Annotated in this window: 16 protein-coding genes; 5 read left to right on the top strand and 11 right to left on the bottom strand. The window is 30.8% G+C overall.

The window, feature by feature from the left end; genetic code table 11:
* Positions 1-212 precede the first annotated feature (212 nt).
* The 3 genes from ACTF56_RS08300 (at position 213) to rlmF (ending at position 4,844) form a co-directional block, all read left to right on the top strand.
* Entirely contained in the window at positions 213-980 is a 768-nt protein-coding gene (locus tag ACTF56_RS08300; RefSeq protein ID WP_438966431.1) for a hypothetical protein, read from the top strand.
* Positions 981-988: 8 nt separating this feature from the next.
* Positions 989-3,823, top strand: coding sequence for a CHAT domain-containing protein (locus tag ACTF56_RS08305; RefSeq protein WP_438966432.1), 2,835 nt, complete (start codon positions 989-991; stop codon positions 3,821-3,823).
* A 100-nt stretch (positions 3,824-3,923) separates the two neighbouring features.
* Positions 3,924-4,844 carry a 23S rRNA (adenine(1618)-N(6))-methyltransferase RlmF gene (gene rlmF / locus ACTF56_RS08310; RefSeq protein ID WP_438966433.1) on the top strand — a complete coding sequence of 307 codons (921 nt, stop codon included), beginning with the start codon at positions 3,924-3,926 and terminating at the stop codon, positions 4,842-4,844.
* A gap of 69 nt (positions 4,845-4,913) precedes the next feature.
* On the opposite strand, the gene ACTF56_RS08315 is transcribed toward rlmF, so the two are convergent.
* Both ACTF56_RS08315 and ACTF56_RS08320 read right to left on the bottom strand, forming a co-directional pair.
* Positions 4,914-5,756, bottom strand: a complete 843-nt coding sequence (locus ACTF56_RS08315; protein ID WP_438966434.1) for an isoaspartyl peptidase/L-asparaginase — start codon at positions 5,754-5,756, stop codon at positions 4,914-4,916.
* A gap of 74 nt (positions 5,757-5,830) precedes the next feature.
* A complete protein-coding gene (locus ACTF56_RS08320) occupies positions 5,831-6,703 on the bottom strand; it encodes a cyanophycinase (RefSeq protein ID WP_438966435.1) in 873 nt (290 codons plus the stop codon).
* A 370-nt stretch (positions 6,704-7,073) separates the two neighbouring features.
* Between ACTF56_RS08320 and cphA the strand changes: the two genes are divergently transcribed.
* Positions 7,074-9,698: a cyanophycin synthetase gene (gene cphA, locus ACTF56_RS08325; protein ID WP_438966436.1), complete on the top strand. Its 2,625-nt coding sequence runs from the start codon at positions 7,074-7,076 to the stop codon at positions 9,696-9,698.
* 100 nt (positions 9,699-9,798) lie between these two features.
* Here cphA and ACTF56_RS08330 read toward each other — a convergent pair whose 3' ends face one another.
* The gene (locus ACTF56_RS08330) at positions 9,799-10,992 is read right to left on the bottom strand and encodes an asparagine synthetase B (protein ID WP_438966487.1); all 1,194 of its coding nucleotides are present in this window, start codon (positions 10,990-10,992) and stop codon (positions 9,799-9,801) included.
* A 206-nt stretch (positions 10,993-11,198) separates the two neighbouring features.
* Between ACTF56_RS08330 and ACTF56_RS08335 the strand changes: the two genes are divergently transcribed.
* The gene (locus ACTF56_RS08335) at positions 11,199-11,588 is read left to right on the top strand and encodes a hypothetical protein (RefSeq protein WP_438966437.1); all 390 of its coding nucleotides are present in this window, start codon (positions 11,199-11,201) and stop codon (positions 11,586-11,588) included.
* Here ACTF56_RS08335 and ACTF56_RS08340 read toward each other — a convergent pair whose 3' ends face one another.
* From ACTF56_RS08340 to tgt, 8 genes are all read right to left on the bottom strand, one after another.
* The gene (locus ACTF56_RS08340; protein WP_438966438.1) at positions 11,589-12,275 is read right to left on the bottom strand and encodes a response regulator; all 687 of its coding nucleotides are present in this window, start codon (positions 12,273-12,275) and stop codon (positions 11,589-11,591) included.
* A 2-nt stretch (positions 12,276-12,277) separates the two neighbouring features.
* Positions 12,278-13,063 carry a sensor histidine kinase gene (locus ACTF56_RS08345; RefSeq protein WP_438966439.1) on the bottom strand — a complete coding sequence of 262 codons (786 nt, stop codon included), beginning with the start codon at positions 13,061-13,063 and terminating at the stop codon, positions 12,278-12,280.
* 637 nt (positions 13,064-13,700) lie between these two features.
* The gene (locus tag ACTF56_RS08350) at positions 13,701-14,027 is read right to left on the bottom strand and encodes a hypothetical protein (RefSeq protein WP_438966440.1); all 327 of its coding nucleotides are present in this window, start codon (positions 14,025-14,027) and stop codon (positions 13,701-13,703) included.
* A 105-nt stretch (positions 14,028-14,132) separates the two neighbouring features.
* Complete coding sequence (gene dnaB / locus ACTF56_RS08355) at positions 14,133-15,683, bottom strand: replicative DNA helicase (protein ID WP_438966441.1); 1,551 nt, start codon at positions 15,681-15,683, stop codon at positions 14,133-14,135.
* A gap of 155 nt (positions 15,684-15,838) precedes the next feature.
* Positions 15,839-16,792: an acetyl-CoA carboxylase carboxyltransferase subunit alpha gene (locus tag ACTF56_RS08360; RefSeq protein ID WP_438966442.1), complete on the bottom strand. Its 954-nt coding sequence runs from the start codon at positions 16,790-16,792 to the stop codon at positions 15,839-15,841.
* A 73-nt stretch (positions 16,793-16,865) separates the two neighbouring features.
* The gene (locus tag ACTF56_RS08365) at positions 16,866-17,753 is read right to left on the bottom strand and encodes a DMT family transporter (RefSeq protein ID WP_438966443.1); all 888 of its coding nucleotides are present in this window, start codon (positions 17,751-17,753) and stop codon (positions 16,866-16,868) included.
* On the bottom strand, positions 17,740-18,831 hold the full coding sequence (locus ACTF56_RS08370; RefSeq protein ID WP_438966444.1) for an LptF/LptG family permease: 1,092 nt from the start codon (positions 18,829-18,831) through the stop codon (positions 17,740-17,742). The genes ACTF56_RS08365 and ACTF56_RS08370 overlap by 14 nt, the downstream gene beginning before the upstream one ends.
* 22 nt (positions 18,832-18,853) lie before the next feature.
* The gene (gene tgt, locus ACTF56_RS08375; protein ID WP_438966488.1) at positions 18,854-19,984 is read right to left on the bottom strand and encodes a tRNA guanosine(34) transglycosylase Tgt; all 1,131 of its coding nucleotides are present in this window, start codon (positions 19,982-19,984) and stop codon (positions 18,854-18,856) included.
* Positions 19,985-20,170: the final 186 nt, after the last annotated feature.

The following is a 20,170-nucleotide window of genomic DNA, read 5'->3' on the forward strand; positions in this document are numbered from 1 at the left end:
TCACTATAAATTTGTGGGGAACTCGGAATTTTTGAAATTTTCTTTTTTGTTGACATATTATTTAATATTTAGTCAACATTTTCAGGACAAGACATAATTTTAAATTATCCCAATCGAAAGGTTGGGATTTTTTTTTAAAATAGGGCAATTGCCTTATTGAATGTGTTTTAAGTAAAATATAATTTTGGGTAATAAACTTAAAACCTCAAAACATGAAAAAATTAAGCACACTGTTCATTTTATTTTTTGCAGTTTCATTATTTGCACAAACTGAAATGACTTGTATTTCTGGAAATTGTAATAATGGCGAAGGAATTCTAAAAAATAGTGATTACTCTGTTGTCAAAGCAGGAATTTTTGTAAATGAAAAATTAAACGGTGCTGGATTTAAAAAAGATAAAAACGGTCATTTTTTCTATTCTAATTTTAAAGATGATATTCCAACTGGCTTTTGTGTATATTATATTGGTGAAGGTGTGAAACAACATGGAAATTTTAAAAATGGTTTAAAAGAAGGTGTACATGTTGTAATGTTTCAAGATTTGACTAAATATGTTTTGATAACTTACAAAAATGATAAAGAAGTTAGTCGCACAAACTTTTCTTTAAGTTTAGATAAAATTAAAGAAGGTTGTCAAGGTGATTGTCAAAATGGTTTCGGGTTTATTGCAAATGGTGAAGAAGTTTTATTGTTAGGCTTTTTTAAAAATGGTGCTTTTAATAGAGGTGAAATAATAAATATACCTAATAGTTCTTCTGAAATTTATGATTTTGATAATAAAGAAGAAGTGAAAGGAATGTATAACAGTAATGATTCAGAAAGTGGACTAATAGAAGAATTTATGGTGGTTGATTATTACGAATTTAAAAACATAAACAAACAAAAAAGCAGTATAACTGTTCGACAAGATACAAACTCTTTTATAGTAGCTTCATTTGATGAACAAGGAAACTTAAAAAATAAGATAGATAACTTTTAATTTTAAATATGAATAAATTAATTCTAATAATTCTATTCTTTGTATTACAACTTAGTTTTTCGCAACAAGCAAAGTATGCTAAGCATAATCCATTATATAAAGATGTTGAAACTTATTTAGCACAAAAAAATTATGCAAAAGCTTTAGAAATTTCAAAAACATTAGAAGAAATTTATCCTTTAGATTATGAAGTGTATCAAAAATTATCCGAACCTTATTTTTACACAGCAAAATACGATGAATCTGTATTAGCAATAAATAATGCCATAGCTTTAGACCCTTTGCATTATTACCATTATTTGGTTTTAATTCGAAACGGGTTGTATGCTCAAAATACTTCTTCAGTAAATACTGGTATAAATATGTTATCGCTTACTTGCAAAGAAGGAACTGAATACAATTATACCATAAACTTTTTAAATACATTTAAAGAAGCTTTCAAAAACTATAACTCTGGAATTAATGTTGAAAATTTAAAAGCTATAGCGACTTTTGAAAATTTGTACACATCTAATAAATCAAAGAGAGAAGAACTTCTAAATTATGAAAAAAAGATAAGTTCATTTGAAACATTCAAAACTGATGCTGATTTCAAAAGTGGATTAGATATTTTAAAAGAGCTTCAAACCAAATCAGAAAACGGTTCTTTAAACAACCTTTTTTACAACTATTTTATTGAAAAAAGTTCATTCCATTTTGAAAAAACAAAGTACAAAAATGAGATTGAAAAATTGAATAATTTAGTGTTATCCAATAAATATATCAATGCAATTCAAGCTTTTGTTGTTTATAAATCTCTAGTTGCTATTTCTGTTAATCCAATTTATATCAAAGAAATTTCGAAAATTATTGAATCGAAAATTTCAAATTATAACAATACTCTAAGAACGATTTTATTTACCAATTTGTTAAAAGCAGAATATGATTTGGGAAATACCAACGAAAGGAATTTATTGAGAGATCAAATAAAAGTTTTTCTACCATTAGTGAAAAATCATTACGCGAAAATTGAGTTGTATCAATGGTTAGCAGCTTCTTATCAATATAATAATGATGCTGAAGGATTACGAATTATAAACGAAGGCTTAACATTTGCAAAACAAAACGGTTATGCTAATTCAGTTCATGAAGCTAATTTAAACACCATTAAAAATCTTTTATTAAACTCTTCTGGACAAAACACGGAAATTATCACAAAAGATGATGGAAATCATTCAACATATTTCAACATAGCTATGCAACATTTAGCCAAAGGTGAATATGATAAAATGAGTGAACCTTTAGAAAAAGCTAAAAAAATAATCGAAAACAATTACAACGATTTATCCATTGAAGAAAAGAAAAACAACCTAATTTATTACAACAAAGTTTGCTCCAACTTGTTAGGAAGTTATATGGGTAGAAATAATGCAAAAGCCGTTGAAACGATTGAAGGATATAAAAGTTTTTATCTCAGTAGTTTGGTAAAAAACAATGCCTTAATTAATTCAGCTGCTTCGATTCAAAAAACATTAAAAAATGATGAAGCCTTAATTTACCTTATGAAAGCTAATGCTGCCGATGATGGTTTGTTTATGGCAGTAATTGTAGATAATAAGAACATCAATCAAGCCTTTTTGTTTACAAGTGATTTAATGTCGATTCTAACTGTAAAATATAAAGAACAATATATTCAATTAGAAAAAGAAAATGCCAAACTAGATTATAGAATACCCATTTATAATCAAAATCCCGTAGTGATAAAAAATGGTTCTAATGGTATGTTATTAAATGGTGATATTCGCAGAATTATTGACGTTTATCGCGAACATCTACATCCAAATACTGTAGAACATCCAAACTTTTCAAATGAACCAAAAGTTTTTGGAAACATTTTTTACAGAGCTTTATTTCAACCATTAGAAGGTTTTTTAGCAGGGAAAACAAAATTAATTTTCAGTTTAGACCAAGAATTAAATCTTATTCCTTTTGAAACTTTGGTTACTGATGATAAAAAATATTTAATTGAAAAATATGACATTTCATACATACAAAACGGAAGTATGTTAGTCAATTTAAGAAATCAATCTAAAGTTACTTATCCAAAAAACATCATCGCTTTTGGTGATGCCAAATATGAAAAAATGGCTAGTAATGGAAAACAATTTACAAATTTGAGTGATTTAGTAGCCTTAAATTTTGAAGTTGCCGATAAAATTGACAAAAATCTTCCACTTAATGACGCTTTTGCCACTTTCTCAAAAGAAGCTATGAAATATCTTGAGGGAACCAAAAAAGAAGTAGAAAATATCCAAAAAATGATACCAAAATCTGATGTTAAAATGGACAAATTAATGACTGAAAACGAATTCAAACGAATGGCAAAATCAAGTGAGCTCAATAATTATAGGGTGATTCATTTGGCTAGCCATGCTTCTGTGCATCGTTGGGTTTTTGATTTATCAGGAATTGCTTTTTCAGTTCCAGCCCATCCAATTGATGGTGAAGATGGAATTTTAGTAGTCAAAGAATTAGAAAAACTAAAATTCAAAACCGATTTTGTAATGTTAAGTGCTTGTCAAACTGGTCTAGGACAAATAATTCCTGGGGAAGGTGTTATTGGATTAAATTCAGCCTTATTTTCAGCTGGTGCTAAAAACACTTTAACGAGTCTTTGGTCTGTAAACGACTATGCAACTTCGATATTTACAACTAATTTATACCAAAAAATTTTCAATGAAAACAAATCGTATAGCACAGCTGTAAATGAAGTAAAAAGGGAATTCATAACTGGAAAATACAATACGGAATTTAACATTAGCCATCCAAATTATTGGGCAGCTTTTACACTTTACGGAGAATAATTAAGTTGTAAACTAATTCACAAATATTATTTTTTCCCAATCAAAAAGGTTGGGATTTTTTTATTTATTAGTTTTATCTTTACCAAAAACAAATCCCATTTTGAACACAACTCCTGAAAAAAAAGGTTTTCACCCAAGAAACAAACATAAATCTGGTTACGATTTTGAAAAATTAATTACTTCAAATCCTACTTTAAAAGATTTTGTTGCGATTAATAAATTCGGAAACGAAAGTGTTGACTTTTCTAATCCAAAAGCTGTTAAGGCTTTAAATCAAGCATTATTAAAAACACATTACAATATTGATTATTGGGATATTCCACAAGGATTTCTTTGTCCACCAATTCCTGGAAGAGCTGAATATATCCATCACATTGCAGATGTTTTAAGTGAAGTTTATGGGGAAATCCCAACTGGAAAAAAAATCAAAGTTTTAGATGTTGGAACAGGTTCTAATATAATATATCCTATAATTGGTGTGAGCGAATACGGTTGGCAATTTGTGGGTTCCGAAATTGATAGTCAATCTATAAAGTGGGCTGATAAAATTGTAAAATCCAATACAACTTTAAAAGATTTGGTGGAACTAAGAATACAATCTTCCAAAAGAAATATTTTCAAAAACATTATCCAAGAAGGCGAATACTTTGATATGACTATGTGTAATCCTCCATTTCACAGTTCTAAAGAAGAAGCCACAAAAGGAACCATTCGTAAAGTCAAAAATCTAAAAAATGAAATTACATCGAAACCAACTTTAAATTTTGGTGGTGTCAACAACGAATTGTGGTGTGAAGGTGGAGAATTAGCTTTCATTACCAATATGATTTATGAAAGTGTACATTTTAAAACACAATCTTTATGGTTTTCAACTTTAGTTTCCAAAAAAGAAAACCTAAAACAGATTTACAAATTATTCAAAAAAGTTGGCACTTTTGAAGTAAAAACCATTGATTTAGCTCAAGGCAATAAAATATCTCGTTTGGTTTTTTGGAGTTTTAAGGAATTGAAGGTTTTGTAAATAGTAAAAAATCCAAACACGAATTTCACAAATTTCCACAAATTAATTCGTGAAATTCGTGTCAAAAAATCACCCAAAAACCTCTTCCTTCTCCCCATCAAAACTAGCAAAAACCATACTTGGGTGCGAATCTTGGTGGAAGATATTTCCGCTTTTGTCTATGGCAATTGCACCTGCAAAACCATCGTAAGTTTTTAATTCGTTGAACGTTTTTTCAAATGCTTTTTCTAAGCTAAATCCGTCAGTTACTCGAGTTACTATTTTTGTAGCAACTCCACCACTTACAATATCTTCACCAACACCAGTCAGACTTACACCACAAAAAGAATTGGCATAATTCCCAGCAACAGTTGCAGAATCAGATATTCTTCCTGGAATTTCAAAACCTTTTCCACCAGTTGAAGTCGCAACAGCAATTTTTCCTTCTTTATCCAAAGCTACACAACCTACAGTTCCAGTTCCTGTTGCTTCTAATTTGGCTTCAAATTCAGCTCTTCTTTGTGGAATTTCCGTTGAAAAAACTTCAAAACCATTAGTTCTTGCAAAATTTGTGGCACCACTTCCTCCTAAAACTCTATCATCAAAAGGCATCAGTTTTTCGGCAACGTGAATAGGATTTTTAACCTCTTCAATATTAATAACACCACTGAATTTCTCAGTAGTTCCATCCATCAAAGCGGCACTCATTCTAATTTTTCCATCACTCTGAATTTGAGAACCAATTCCAGCATTAAATAATGCATCATCTTCCAACAAAGAAACAGCATAAACCACAGTCTCTAAAGCCGAATGGTTTTCCATATAAGCATAAGCTTCTTTCACAATTCGCAATAAAGCATTTTGTTTAGCCACTTTTGTCTCATTAGAAGTAGATGATTCCGAAAAAAAACCACCGTGGATTATTAGTTTCATTGATTTATGGTTTATGGTTTATAGCTTATAGTTTGTCGTCAACAATTAACAACAAACAATTAACAATAAACATTTTAAACGTATTGTGAAGAATGAATTTTCATTTTATAAGTACTCAAATCAAAAGTATCGTGCATGCTCATCACATGTGTAACCAAATGATTGATTGAAATCGGTTGACCTAAAGCAACTTCAGTTAAATTAGTATCTTTAACTTCTCTTCCATCCACCAAAATAACTAGTCCAGAACCAATAGCTTCCATTTCATTATTATTGGTGATTAAAAGTCCAGTATCTTCTCCAAGTCCAATTCCTAATAATTTAGGATTTCCAACTACAGCTTGAAACAAACGACCAATTCTACCTCGTTTTACAAAATGCGTATCAATAATCACATTATCAATAAACGAAAGTCCACTTGTGATTTTCACTTCACCTTTTAAAAGGGCTTCGCTACTACTTCCTTGATAAATCATATTATTGGAAGCTGCTGCTGCTCCAGCCGATGTTCCTGCGTACACAAAATCTTCATTTTTATACTTATTAATCAACATATCGTGAAACTTAGTTCCTCCTAAAATTGATGTCAAACGCAATTGATCACCTCCAGTAAACATTACCACATCAGCCGCTTTTAAACGTGCTAAAACTTCGTCATCATTAGCTTGTTCCCGTTTTTCTATATATAAAACATCGGTATTTTTGGCATTTAAATAGTGTAAAGCTTTTACATATTCTGGCCCAACTTCTCTAGGAATGCTAGAAGCCGTTGTTATGATTTCTATTCTAGAATTTTCTTTGTACTTAGACTCATCAATGATGCGTTTCAAAATTCCTTTTTCAAAGAAATTAAGATTCTTAGCTACATCTACATCAAAATTCTTTTCTGTAAAACTGCCTTTATCTACAGCTCCACCAATAATAATTAATTTTCCTCTACAGTTCATTTATAGATACTATTTCCCCCAATTAATAAAACATCACATTTTAAAATGCAATTTAATTAGGCAAAAATAACAAATTCATAACATCAATCCTTATTTTTTATTTTAATTTATGAGCAAAACACTTGGCTTATTAACAATCCCTTTTCCTGCTGTCCGTTCTATCCCGAAAAATCGGGATGCCACTCCCATCAGGGCTAGATTAGAAAGGTCTTTCCTTTTTGAAATGGTCTCTAAATATCTGAAAATCATAAGTATTCATTTCAATGAAAAATAATTTTAAATTTCTGTCAAAAAAAATGAATTATTAAAACAAAAAATTCTTATTTTTAACAATTACGCAAACAATATTTACAACAAACACCGAACTATAATGAAGATTTTAAAAATTCAAGCCTTACGAGGTCCTAACCTTTGGAGTGTAAAACGCAAAAAATTAATCCAAATGCGATTGGATTTGGAAGAAATGGAACAATCTCCAACGGATAAAATTCCGGGTTTCCGTGAACGTATTGAAGCTATGTTTCCCACAATGATTGAACACCGTTGTTCAGAAGGTTGTAGAGGTGGTTTTTTTATGCGTGTAGAACGTGGCACATGGATGGGTCATGTTATTGAACATATTGCTTTAGAAATTCAAACCCTAGCTGGGATGGATACCGGTTTTGGACGAACAAGAGAAACCAAAACTCCTGGAACCTATAATGTGGTTTTTAGTTACACCGAAGAGAATGTAGGATTGTTTGCTGCAGAATCTTCAGTTAGAATTGCAGAGGCATTAATTGCTGGAACGGAATATGATTTAGAAGCAGACATTCAAAAAATGCGAGAAATTCGCGAACGAGTTCGATTAGGACCTAGTACTGGAAGTATTGTAGATGAAGCCGTTGCAAGAGATATACCTTGGATTCGTTTAGGAACCAATTCATTAGTGCAATTGGGTTATGGTGTCAATCAAATGCGGTTTCAAGCAACAATTACATGCAATACAAGTAACATTGCCGTAGATATAGCTTGTGATAAAGAACAAACAAAACGCATGTTAAACATGGCTTCCATTCCTGTGGCAGATGGTGATATTTGCGTAGATGAAGAAGATTTAGAAGATACTATTAAAAAAATTGGTTATCCAATAGTAATAAAACCTTTAGACGGAAATCACGGAAAAGGAGCTTCAATCAACGTAAAGACTTGGGAAGATGCAGTCGAAGGTTTAGCCTATGCTAAAAAATATAGTCGTAGAGTAATAGTAGAAAAATTCGTGACTGGTTTTGATTTTAGGGTTTTAATCATTGACAATAAATTAGTAGCAGCAGCCAAAAGAGTTCCTGCTCATGTGGTTGGTGATGGAAAAAATTCAATTCAACAATTAATAGACATCACAAATTCAGATCCAAGAAGAGGTTATGGACATGAAAATGTTTTGACCGAAATTGAAATTGACAGAGATTCAGAAGATTTACTTGAAAAATATGGATATACCGTTGAAACAGTTCCTGCAAAAGACGAAATTGTTTATTTAAAATCTACTGCGAACTTAAGTACAGGAGGAACTTCAGTTGATGTTACAGATATGATGCATCCAGAAAATATATTTTTATGTGAACGAATTTCAAGAGTAATTGGACTAGATATTTGTGGAGTAGATATAATGGCCGAAAATCTAACTCAACCTTTAAAAGAAAACGGAGGTTGTATTTTAGAGGTAAATGCTGCTCCAGGATTTAGAATGCACTTAGCTCCTTCAGAAGGTTTGCCAAGAAATGTTGCTGCTCCTGTAATTGACATGTTATATCCACCAGGAAAAGAAAGTCGTATTCCAATTATTGCTGTAACTGGAACCAATGGAAAAACCACTACAACTCGATTGATAGCCCATATTGTTAAAAATAATGGTAAAAAAGTAGGTTTTACTACATCTGACGGAATTTACATTCAAAACCACATGATGGAAAAAGGGGATACTACTGGACCAATTTCTGCCGAATATATTTTAAAAGATCCTACCGTAGAATTTGCTGTTTTAGAAACCGCTCGTGGTGGAATTTTACGTTCTGGATTAGGATTTAGTCGTTGTGATATTGCTGTTATCACTAATGTTGCGGAAGATCATTTAGGCTTGGCAGATATTCACACTTTGGATGATTTGGCTAGAGTAAAAAGTGTAGTCGTAAAAAGTGTCAAAAAAGAGGGTTGGGCTATCTTAAATGCTGAAGATGAACAGTGTGTTAAAATTGGAGAAAGTTTAGAATGTAATGTAGCTTATTTTAGTTTGAATGAAGACAATCCGTTGATTCAAAAATTAAGTAAAGAAGGAAAAACAGTAGCTGTTTATGAAAACGGATTCATTACCATCAAAAAAGGAGAATGGAAAATTAGAGTAGAGAGAGCTACTCATGTTCCTTTAACCTTGAACGGAAAAGCTCGTTTTATGATTGCCAACGTTTTAGCTGCTACATTAGCGAGTTATTTATGGGGTTTTAAAACAGAAGACATTAGTTTATCGTTAAAAACATTTATTCCAAGTGTGGCACAAACTCCTGGTAGAATGAATATTTTTGAGTTTAGAAAATTCAAAGTGTTAATTGATTTTGCTCATAATCCAGCTGGTTATCGTGGTATTGAAGATTATCTTCAAAATGTAGAAGCTTCCAAAAAAATCGGAATTATTGCAGGTGTTGGAGACAGACGTGATGAAGACATTAAAGAATGTGGTTTAATTGCCGGAAGAATGTTCGATCATATCATCATTAGACAAGAAAAATATTTAAGAGGAAGAACAGAGCAGGAAATTATTGATTTAATTTTAGACGGGATCAAAGAAGCCAATAGCAATACCACATTTGAAATTATTCCTTTAGAAACTGAAGCCATTAAACATGCTATTGATACAGCAGAAGAAGGTGCATTTATTACAGCTTTAAGCGATGTAGTTGCTAATGCTATTGATATAGTTCAAAATTATTTGGATAAAGAAAATGAGGAGCAGAATGTTTAATTTAAAAAATAATTAAATCTTAAATGAATATACCCCAAAAGTTTGATGCTATTTGGGGTGTTTTTATGTTTTAAGAAATATTTTTTAGTATTAGAAAAAATTAGGTCTTTTGTTTTTTCTTTCTTGCTGCAGGAAATAATACATTGTTTAAAATCAATCTGTATCCTGGTGAATTTGGGTGTAAATCTAAAACGGTAGGCGCATCACCAACTCTATGTTGATAATCTTCAGGATCATGTCCTCCATAAAAGGTAAACATTCCTTTTCCTTTGGTACCATGAATGTATCTCGCTTCTCCATTAATTTTACATTCTCCCATAATTAGAACATTAGACTTTACTTTAGAGGCATCAAAAGCAGTGGTTTGTCCCATAAACCCTTTAACTAAAGTTGTATGATTTTGGCATAACATGGTTGGAATGGGATCCCATTTTGCAGAATATTCCATAAGTGAAAAGTAATCATTTTCCATAGCCATTGCCCCTTTTCCATGTTCGGTTGTAGTATCAATATCCGAAAATTCATAAACATTTGGGTTTCTTTCTAAAATATAATCTTTAAAAGCAAAGGTGTTATTGAAATCTATTTTTGATTGATAATTGGCTTCACTTTCATCACCATCAAACATAGGTTCACAAATATCTGTATTTTCTGCAGAGAGTGCTATGTCAAAACTATCAGTTGCAGAGCACATAGCAAACATAAAGCCACCACCAATAACATAATCTCTTATCTTTAAAGCAACGGCTCTTTTTTCTTCCGAAACTTTACTGTATCCCAATTTATTAGCTAATGCTTCGGCTTCTTTTTTTTGTTCTATATACCAAGGGGCATTTTTATAGTTAGAAAAAAACTTACCATATTGTCCAGTAAAATCTTCATGATGTAAATGCAACCAATCGTATAAAATCAATTGATCGCTTAAAACTTCTTCGTCATAAATTTCTGTATAAGGTATTTCAGCATAGGTTAATACCATTGTAACTGCATCATCCCAAGGCTGTTTTCCTTTTGGAGTATATACAGCAATTTTGGGAGCTTTTTCAAGAATAACAGTTTCTTGATTTTGCGAGGGACTACTAATTTCTTCTAAGATAGTTGCAGTTTCACTATCAGATAAGATTTCAAAAGTAACACCTCTAATTTGGCATTCTTTTCTAATTTCTTCTGAATCAGGAAACAAAAAAGAACCGCCACGATAATTTAGCAACCAATTGACTTTATAGTTTTTTTCTAAAGCCCAATAAGTTATTCCATAAGCTTTTAAGTGGTTTTGTTGTCCTTCAGCTTCCATTGGAACTAATACAAATGATGCTTTTGCAACAAAAGAAATTAATAAAAAGGATATAAGCAGTATTTTTTTCAAGATGAATTGATTTTAGTCAAAGATAACAAAAAAAGAAAGAATCAAAATGTCAAATTTTTATTAAAAAAGGGTTGTTTAACGTATTTTTAAATGTTTAATAAACCTTTAATTTGTATAAATTATTAAAATTAGTCATGAACAATATAGTTTTAAATAAATTTAAGTTTAATTTAATTCTTGATACCATTCTTTTAGGAACATCATTTTGTGATGAGTTTAATTATCAATTTGAATATGAAGTAAATGAAGGATATGGTAAAGCTTTTTTAAAAACAATTAATAATACTGCTGTAAACATTAGATTGTATTCTTTAGATTTAACAAAAAACTTTGTGTTTATAAGCGATATGCCTCCAACATTGGTTACTGTTAATGGTAAAGAAGTTTATATTTTTAGAATTTTGTTAGATATCAATCCAAAAACTAATGAAAGAAAAGCGCTAGTTATTTATCATAAAGATGCCTCATTTATTCATACTACAATAAATTGGGAAAACGCTCACAGTAGTTTTGTTCCTTTGTAATTAAAGTCTTGAGTTAATTTGGTCAATAGTAATTATGCCGTTTTGAATGGCAAAAACTACTAATCCTGTAATTTTTTTAGATTCGGTTTTAAGCAAAAGATTATTTCTGTGTCCATCAACTGTTCTTGGGCTTATAAAAAGTTTTTCAGCAATTTCTAAAGTACTGTATTGTTTGCAAATCAAAATTAAAACATCTTTTTCTCTGCTGGTTAAATAGTCCTCGTCAAATTTACTTTTTACTTTTTTGTTGTTTTCAAGTATTTCTTCCTGAAGTATTTTCATGATTGATTCATTGTAATGAAAACCATTTTTATGCACCTCATTAATCGTGTTTATCATGTCTTTAGGAGAATCATTTTTAACTAAATACGAAGAAGCTCCTTCCTGAATCATGTTTAAAATAAAAGGTTTTGAATCATAACTCGTTAAAGCAATGATTTTAATTTCAGGGTATTTTTTCTGAATTATTTTTGTGGCTTCCACACCATTTAATAGAGGCATTTTTAAATCCATTAAAATAATATCTGGAAGATTTTTTGGGTTTTCGTCAAGAAAATTGAGCAATTGTTCTCCATTTGAAGCTTCTAAAATCACTTCAATATTTTCTTCTCTTTCCAGCATGAATAAAATACCTTTTCTAAAAAGTAATTCATCGTCAGTTAATGCTATTTTTATATGATTTGACATGTTTAAAAAATTATTTCAATTAAAACGCCATCGTTTACTTGACTTTTTATTTTTAATTGGGCATTAATAAAATCAATTCTACTTTCAATGTTTTTCATTCCTAAGCCTGATTTGGTTTTGGTGTCGTTTTTATTAAATCCAGATCCATTATCGTAATATTTAGCCGTTCGAATGTTTTTTATTTTTTCGATGGAAATTTCAATTTTTGAAGCCAATCCGTGTTTAATTGAATTTGATACCAGTTCCTGAAATATTCTGAATAAATGCAAGTGAAAGTGTTTTTCTATTTCATTAAAAATATCCTGTTTAAAAGGATTGATGTAATTTACATTTAAATTGTTGTTGGTGTAATTACTAGCTAATTCTTCCAAAGCTTTATCAATACCAAATTCTTCTAAAATTGGAGGCAATAAATCGTGTGAAATACGTCTTGTACTATCCAAAATTTTTGATGAGGTTTCAATAATATTGTTTGTAATTTGATTGATTTCAACTTCTTTTAAATTGCTGTTTTGAAGTAAATGACTGTTTAAAGAAATTATGTTTAGTTTTGAACTTATGTCATCATGTAAATCTCTAGCAATTCTTTTACGCTCTTTTTCTTGAGTAATTATGGCAGCATTAATTATTTTTTTTTGATAGGATATTTCTAAGTCCTTTTTTTCTAATTCTTTTTTCGTAATCTTTTTTCTAGAGTAGTATATGAAGACTATAACCGCTATTGTCAGCATCAAAAATGTAATAAATGCGTATATAATTGCTGTAATTATTTCAATATCATTTGACATAGTACCTATGATTTACTTTTTTTTATGAATATGCGATACCATTCTAAAAATATAAATAATTGATAAACAATATATAAAACCGCATTTATTTTCCAAATTACATCTCTAAAATTATCTGTTAAAGTGGCTATCAGATTGCCTGCCATGAAAAGCACAGAACTGCAAAAAAGATAAAATAAGATACCTAAATTTAGATAAAAATAATCCTTTTTTTCACTTAAAATATTATACAAATGAAAGAGAGCAAAAATTATAATTATAAAGGAAGTGATAAATATTTCAAACAAATTAAATTTTGAAAATAAATCAGGTTTTAAAAGGTATTGAATTCCTAAGGTAATTAAAACTAGTGGTATACTAATTAAAATCACCTTTTTTTGAAAGGAAGATTTTAAAATTTTATAATAAAAAACACTCAATATCAAGCATTGAAGAACAAAATAAAAATGAGAAAGGAACAAGTTGTGCATTCCTCTTCGTCATAAATAGCTCGTGAAAAATTGAATTACAATAATCGTAAATAAATAGCCTGTAAATATCTTGTAGGGTAGCGTTAATTTTAAAAATTTCACTACAAACAACAGGAAATTAATACCTAAACCTAAATAGCCTATGTAGATTAATAAACTTTGCAAAATTATCTACTGATAAAAGGTGCCTTTTGGTTGCATAAAGTTGGGCATGGTTCTGAAAAATCGTAGATAAACAAACCTTGATTTTCATCGATCATGTCATTTCCTTCTTGGTCTACACCAACTACCATTAAATGTTCCTTGTTTTGTGCATCAATTCCAAAATAAGTTCTAACATCAACTACATTTTCTTCAGCCATTACTTGAGTAAAATCGATACCCGGAATTAAAAATGCTTTAAGATTTATAACGTTGTTTTTATCATTTACATATTGATTCCATCTTGCAGCCCATTCTTGAGCAGTTTCTAAAGTGATAGTGTTTTTAGCCATGATTGTTTTGTTTCGAATTAGTATTTCAACAAACTTACTACATTAATCACAAAAATGAATATAAATTGATAAAAACACGTTTTTCAACCTAGTTTTATCTTGCTTTTAAAACGGTACGTCAGAATCGTCGTCGTCATTTGCACTGCTTCCAAAAGCCTCATTAGCTGAAGGTAAAATAGTAGGTGTTGCAAACGGATTTAGTTGGTCTTCTAAATTCATTTTTGAGGGTAAATCGGCAAAAGGAGAACTAAAATCATCTAAATTATCAAATTTACCAAGGTTACCCACAAACTTTAAACGTACATTATCTAAACCACCATTTCTGTGTTTGGCAACAATAAATTCGGCTTGACCTTGAGTTGGAGAGCGCTCTTCATCATCCCATTCATCAATTTTATAATATTCAGGTCTATAGATGAATGATACAATATCGGCATCCTGCTCAATTGCTCCAGATTCACGAAGATCAGAAAGTAAAGGTCTTTTACTAGAGCCACGAGTTTCAACAGCACGTGAAAGTTGAGAAAGTGCAATAACAGGAATCGATAACTCTTTGGCTAAAGCTTTTAAGTTTCGAGAAATTGTTGAGATTTCTTGTTCCCGATTTCCGCCACCTTTTCCATTTCCACCTGCGGTCATTAGCTGCAAATAATCAACTACAATTAATTTTATTCCATATTGAGAAGCTAACCTTCTTGCTTTTGCTCTTAAATCAAAAATGGAAAGGGAAGGCGTATCATCAATATATAAAGGCGCTTTTTCTAAATTTTTAACTTTGATAGAAAGTTGTTCCCATTCGTGCTTTTCAAGTTTTCCTGTTCTTAATTTTTCTGAAGACAATCCTGTTTCAGAGGAAATTAAACGCGTAATTAACTGAACGGATGACATTTCTAATGAAAAGAATGCAACAGGTGCTCCATAATCGATAGCCATGTTTCTTGCCATCGATAAAGTAAAAGCAGTTTTACCCATACCTGGACGAGCAGCAACAATAATTAAATCGGAGGGTTGCCAACCAGAAGTCAGTTTGTCTAAGGCGTGAAATCCTGTAGGAACACCACTTAAACCTTCTTTACCTGCAATTTCTTCAATACGTTTTTTGGCTTGAATTACTAAACTTTGAGCTGTTTCAGAGCTTCGTTTGATGTTTCCCTGAGTTACTTCATAAAGTTTAGATTCTGCTTTGTCTAATAAGTCAAAAACATCTGTTGTTTCATCATAAGATTCTTCAATAATTTCACTTGAGATTTTTATTAAACTTCTTTGAATGAACTTTTGTAAAATAATTCTAGAGTGAAATTCAATATGTGCAGAAGAAGAAACTTTCTGAGTCAATTGAATTAAATAAAAGTCGCCACCAGCTAAATCCAGCTTGGCATTTTTTCTTAATTGTGCAGAAACGGTCAATAAATCTATGGGTTGTGTATCGTTAAATAATTCAACTATAGCCTCAAAAATATGTTTATGCGCTTCTTTGTAAAAAGCATCGGCTTGTAAAATGTCAATTACTTCATCAACCCCTTTTTTGTCAATCATCATTGCACCCAGAACCGCTTCCTCTAAATCAAGAGCTTGTGGTGGTAATTTTCCTTTTTCTAAATTGATAATGGTAGTTTTATCAACTTTTATTGGGTTTATATTTCTGATATTTTCCATAATGCTAAAGTACTCTAAATATAAAAATATTAGTAAATGTTTTGTTAAGGTTTGCTTGTTAAGTTGATGTTTATAAATTTTTATTCTTGTTAACAACACAAAAAAAATCCGTCATTCCTAAAAAAAGACGGATTTTATTGAAAATGTAAAAAAGACTATTCTTTAAATTCTCCCATTTTACTGTATTTATCCATTCTGTTAGAAACTAAAACTTTTGTTGATAAGTCTTTTAGCTCCTTATGAGCATTCAAAATATATTGTTTTACAGTTGCAAATGTCGTTTCTCTGTCATAGTGAGCACCACCAAGCGGTTCTGGGATAATATCGTCGATAAGTTTGTTTTTCTTCATGTCATATGAAGTCAATTTTAAAGCATCTGCGGCTTGCTCTTTGTATTCCCAACTTCTCCATAAAATAGAAGAACATGACTCTGGTGAAATTACGGAATACCAAGTATTTTCCAACATAAAAACTTTATCACCAACCCCTATTCCTAAAGCACCACCTGAAGCACCTTCGCCAACAATAACAGTAATTATTGGGACTTGTAAGCGACACATTTCAAAAATGTTTCTGGCAATTGCTTCTCCTTGACCTCTTTCTTCTGCTTCTAATCCTGGATAAGCCCCTGGAGTATCTACTAAAGTAACTACTGGAATGCCAAATTTTTCGGCCATTTTCATCAATCGTAAAGCTTTTCTATATCCTTCCGGATTGGCCATTCCGAAGTTTCTATACTGTCTGGTTTTGGTGTTGTATCCTTTTTGTTGTCCAATAATCATGAACGATTGACCGCCAATTTTACCTAAACCACCAACCATGGCTTTATCGTCTTTAACACCTCTATCTCCAAAAAGTTCCAAAAAGGTTCCTTCTGTTAAGGCATTAATGTGATCCATGGTATAAGGCCTGTTGGGATGACGCGATAATTGAACACGTTGCCAAGCCGTAAGATTTTTATAGATATTTTTTTTAGTTTCTTCTAGTTTTTGGTTGATTTGTTCACAAGTTGTGGTTACATCAACATCGGATTCTTGACCAATAACCAAGCATTTATCTAATTGGTCTTCAAGTTCTTTAATGGGTAATTCAAAATCTAAATATTCCATAGAATACAATTTATTTAGTTTGTTTTAGTTAGGACAAATATAAAATTTTAAATAACTATATAATAATCTAAACTTAATTAGTTTTTAACTTTTTTCTATTTTTAAGGATTCCATTGGAAATTACCGTAATCAAAATTAATACTGCTCCAACATAAAATAAAGCGTTCATGTGTTCAGAATCTTGAAAAAAGAGTAGGGCTAAGATGATGCCATATATGGGTTCCAAATTGATGGTTAGCATTACCGTAAACGCACTTAAAAATTTCATTACTTTGATGGAAGCTGAAAAAGCATAAGCCGTACAAATTGAAGCTAATAACAAGAGCCATAACAAATCTTGGTAAGTGATTTGAAAAAAACCAGCTGTAAAATTTCCAGTAAATAAAAAAAGAATACTTAAAAAAATAACACCGCTAGAAAGCTCATAAAATGAAATCACATTGGGGTTGTATTCTTTGGCATATTTGCTGTTTATTACAGAAAACAAAGCGGATAAAAAGGCAGAAGTTATGGCTAAGAAAAAACCCAACTTATATTTAGTTTCTACATTGAAAATAATGGATAAACCAATTACGGTTACTAAGCCAAAAATGATTTCGTAAAGTATTATTTTTCTTTTATAAAACAAGGGTTCAATGATGGATGCAAAAAAAGCTCCTGTAGAAAGGCAAACAAGTGTTATTGAAATATTGGACACTTTTATAGCATGATAAAAGGTAAACCAATGTAAGGCAATAATAATACCCGAAACAATAAAACCGAACAATACCTTTAACGGCACCTTAATTTTTTCTCTTTTAATAAATAGGTAAGCTACTACAAAAAGAACAGCGAAGAGCATGCGATACCAAACTAAATCCAAGGCTTTTAATGAAATTAGTTTTCCAAAAATGGCAGTAAAACCCCAAATAAATACAATTAAATGAAGGTGAAGATAATTTTTAAGTTTATCGTTTGGCATTTTTTAAAAGGTATACAGCTAAAAATCCAAAAACAATATTTGGTATCCAAACCGCTATTAGAGGTGAAAAGCTAGATTTTTCGGCAATGGTTCCAAATACTTTATCAAAAAAGATAAAAATAAAGGCAATGATAATTCCAATAGCTAAATTCAAACCCATTCCACCACGTCTTTTCATGGAAGAAACCGCTACTGCGATAATGGTTAAAATAAAGGCAGAAACGGGTAAACTGTATTTTTTATACAAAACCACCAAATACGAATTGATGTTAGCATTTCCTCGTTCTTTTTCTTTGTCTATGAAGGTATTTATTTCACCAATAGACATGGTTTCTGCAGCATATACAACTGGAGTTAAATCATCCGGCAAGAAATTAAACTTCATTATTTTTTTTTCTTGTTTGTCAATAACATCATCCAAGGCTCCAACGGTTCTTTTTTGATAGTTAAAAAGGGTGTAGGATTCACTTTCTTCGTTGTATTTTATTCTTCCCGATGAGATTTTGTAATTGAGTTTATTTCCTGTACAATTTTCGTAAGTAAAATTAAAACCGGTTTTGGAAACGTAATTGTAATTGCTTACATAAATGTACTCTCTTAAATCTTTTTCACGGTTAATTTGACGATAAATATCACTGGTTTCACGAGTTTGACTGTTGCCTTTCAAATATTCATATCTAAAATCATTGAAGCCTTTACTTGCAGCAGGTACTAAGAAAAAGCCCATTAATAAGGCAAATAACGATACAATTGTTGCGCCTATAATATAAGGTCTTAAAAATCTGTTGAAGGAAATACCAGAACTTAAAATGGCAATAATCTCTGTATTGTTAGCTAATTTTGAGGTAAACCAAATAACAGATAAAAATAAAAATATGGGGAATAATAAGTTGGCAAAATAAATGGTAAAGTCACCATAATAGACCAATATTTTTGTTATGGGTATCTTTTTTTCAATCATTTTGTTGACTTTTTCAGACACATCAATAACAATTCCAATTGGAATAAACATCAAAAGCATAACCAAAAAATTGATCAGGTATCTTTTTAAAATGTATTTGTCTAAAATTGTTAACATAAAATTATTTTTAAATATAAAACTATAAGCGTTGACTCATTTGAACCACCATTTTATCTTTCCATGCTCTAAAAGTTCCAGCAATTATTTGTCGTCTAGCTTCACGAACCAACCACATATAAAAACCTAAATTATGAATGGTTGCAATCTGCTTTCCTAAGTATTCATTTGCAGCAAACAAGTGACGAAGATAAGCTTTTGTATACTCTGTATCCACAAAAGTATGTCCCATTTCGTCAATAGGAGAAAAGTCGGCTTCCCATTTTTTATTCTTAATATTGATAGAACCATGAGCCGTAAATAACATTCCATTTCGTGCATTTCTAGTAGGCATAACACAATCAAACATGTCAATTCCTAATGCTATATTTTCTAAAATATTAATTGGAGTTCCTACACCCATTAAATATCTTGGCTTGTCTTCTGGAAGAATTGTCGTTACCACTTCGGTCATCGCATACATTTCTTCTGCAGGTTCACCAACAGATAATCCTCCAATAGCATTTCCTTGTGCTCCAGCATTGGCAATATATTCTGCGGATTGTTGACGTAAATCTTTATAAGTACTTCCTTGAACAATAGGAAAAAACGTTTGTTCGTAACCGTATTTAAAAGGTAAATGTTCTAAGTGATTGATGCATCTATCCAACCAACGATGCGTCATGTGCATGGAACGTTTGGCATAGCGATAATCACAAGGATAGGGCGTACATTCATCAAAAGCCATGATGATATCTGCACCGATAGTTCGTTGAATTTCCATTACATTTTCTGGAGAAAAGAAATGATAAGAACCATCAATATGAGATTTAAATTTCACCCCTTCTTCTTTAATTTTTCTATTAGAAGACAAGGAGTACACTTGATAACCGCCAGAATCGGTTAATATGTTCCTGTCCCAATTCATAAATTTATGCAATCCACCGGCTTTTTCTAAAATTTCGGTTTGTGGACGAAGGTATAAATGATACGTATTTCCTAAAATAATATCTGGATTAATATCGTTTTTCAATTCACGTTGATGCACTCCTTTTACCGAAGCTACCGTTCCAACAGGCATAAAAATGGGTGTTTCTATCACTCCATGATCGGTGGTTATTTTTCCTGCTCTTGCCTGACTTTGGGCATCTTTCGTAATTAAATCAAACTTCATAATAATGGTATCCAAATATTTTGTGGGCAAATATAATCTAAATAGACCACTTGAAATAACTAACTTATAAAAATTAGATTTCTTTTAGGATTTTAATTTTGTGAATAACTCGAGGATTAATTTAATAACTTACTTTTAAAAGGTTTGTGGAAACTTAATTTATGAAGTATTTTTGTCAAAAATATT

The sequence above is a fragment of the Flavobacterium sp. genome (assembly GCF_965657075.1).
In the GTDB taxonomy this organism is placed as follows: Bacteria; Bacteroidota; Bacteroidia; order Flavobacteriales; family Flavobacteriaceae; genus Flavobacterium.

Excerpts from the sequence above, each read along its gene's own strand:
- ACTF56_RS08370 (WP_438966444.1), bottom strand. The coding sequence starts at position 18,831 with ATGTTAACAATTTTAGACAAATACATTTTAAAAAGATACCTGATCAAT.
- ACTF56_RS08300 (WP_438966431.1), top strand. The coding sequence starts at position 213 with ATGAAAAAATTAAGCACACTGTTCATTTTATTTTTTGCAGTTTCATTA.
- ACTF56_RS08315 (WP_438966434.1), bottom strand. The coding sequence starts at position 5,756 with ATGAAACTAATAATCCACGGTGGTTTTTTTTCGGAATCATCTACTTCT.
- ACTF56_RS08340 (WP_438966438.1), bottom strand. The coding sequence starts at position 12,275 with ATGTCAAATCATATAAAAATAGCATTAACTGACGATGAATTACTTTTT.
- ACTF56_RS08320 (WP_438966435.1), bottom strand. The coding sequence starts at position 6,703 with ATGAACTGTAGAGGAAAATTAATTATTATTGGTGGAGCTGTAGATAAA.
- ACTF56_RS08345 (WP_438966439.1), bottom strand. The coding sequence starts at position 13,063 with ATGTCAAATGATATTGAAATAATTACAGCAATTATATACGCATTTATT.
- ACTF56_RS08330 (WP_438966487.1), bottom strand. The coding sequence starts at position 10,992 with ATGGAAGCTGAAGGACAACAAAACCACTTAAAAGCTTATGGAATAACT.
- ACTF56_RS08350 (WP_438966440.1), bottom strand. The coding sequence starts at position 14,027 with ATGGCTAAAAACACTATCACTTTAGAAACTGCTCAAGAATGGGCTGCA.
- dnaB (WP_438966441.1), bottom strand. The coding sequence starts at position 15,683 with ATGGAAAATATCAGAAATATAAACCCAATAAAAGTTGATAAAACTACC.
- ACTF56_RS08335 (WP_438966437.1), top strand. The coding sequence starts at position 11,199 with ATGAACAATATAGTTTTAAATAAATTTAAGTTTAATTTAATTCTTGAT.
- ACTF56_RS08305 (WP_438966432.1), top strand. The coding sequence starts at position 989 with ATGAATAAATTAATTCTAATAATTCTATTCTTTGTATTACAACTTAGT.
- ACTF56_RS08365 (WP_438966443.1), bottom strand. The coding sequence starts at position 17,753 with ATGCCAAACGATAAACTTAAAAATTATCTTCACCTTCATTTAATTGTA.
- tgt (WP_438966488.1), bottom strand. The coding sequence starts at position 19,984 with ATGAAGTTTGATTTAATTACGAAAGATGCCCAAAGTCAGGCAAGAGCA.
- ACTF56_RS08360 (WP_438966442.1), bottom strand. The coding sequence starts at position 16,792 with ATGGAATATTTAGATTTTGAATTACCCATTAAAGAACTTGAAGACCAA.
- cphA (WP_438966436.1), top strand. The coding sequence starts at position 7,074 with ATGAAGATTTTAAAAATTCAAGCCTTACGAGGTCCTAACCTTTGGAGT.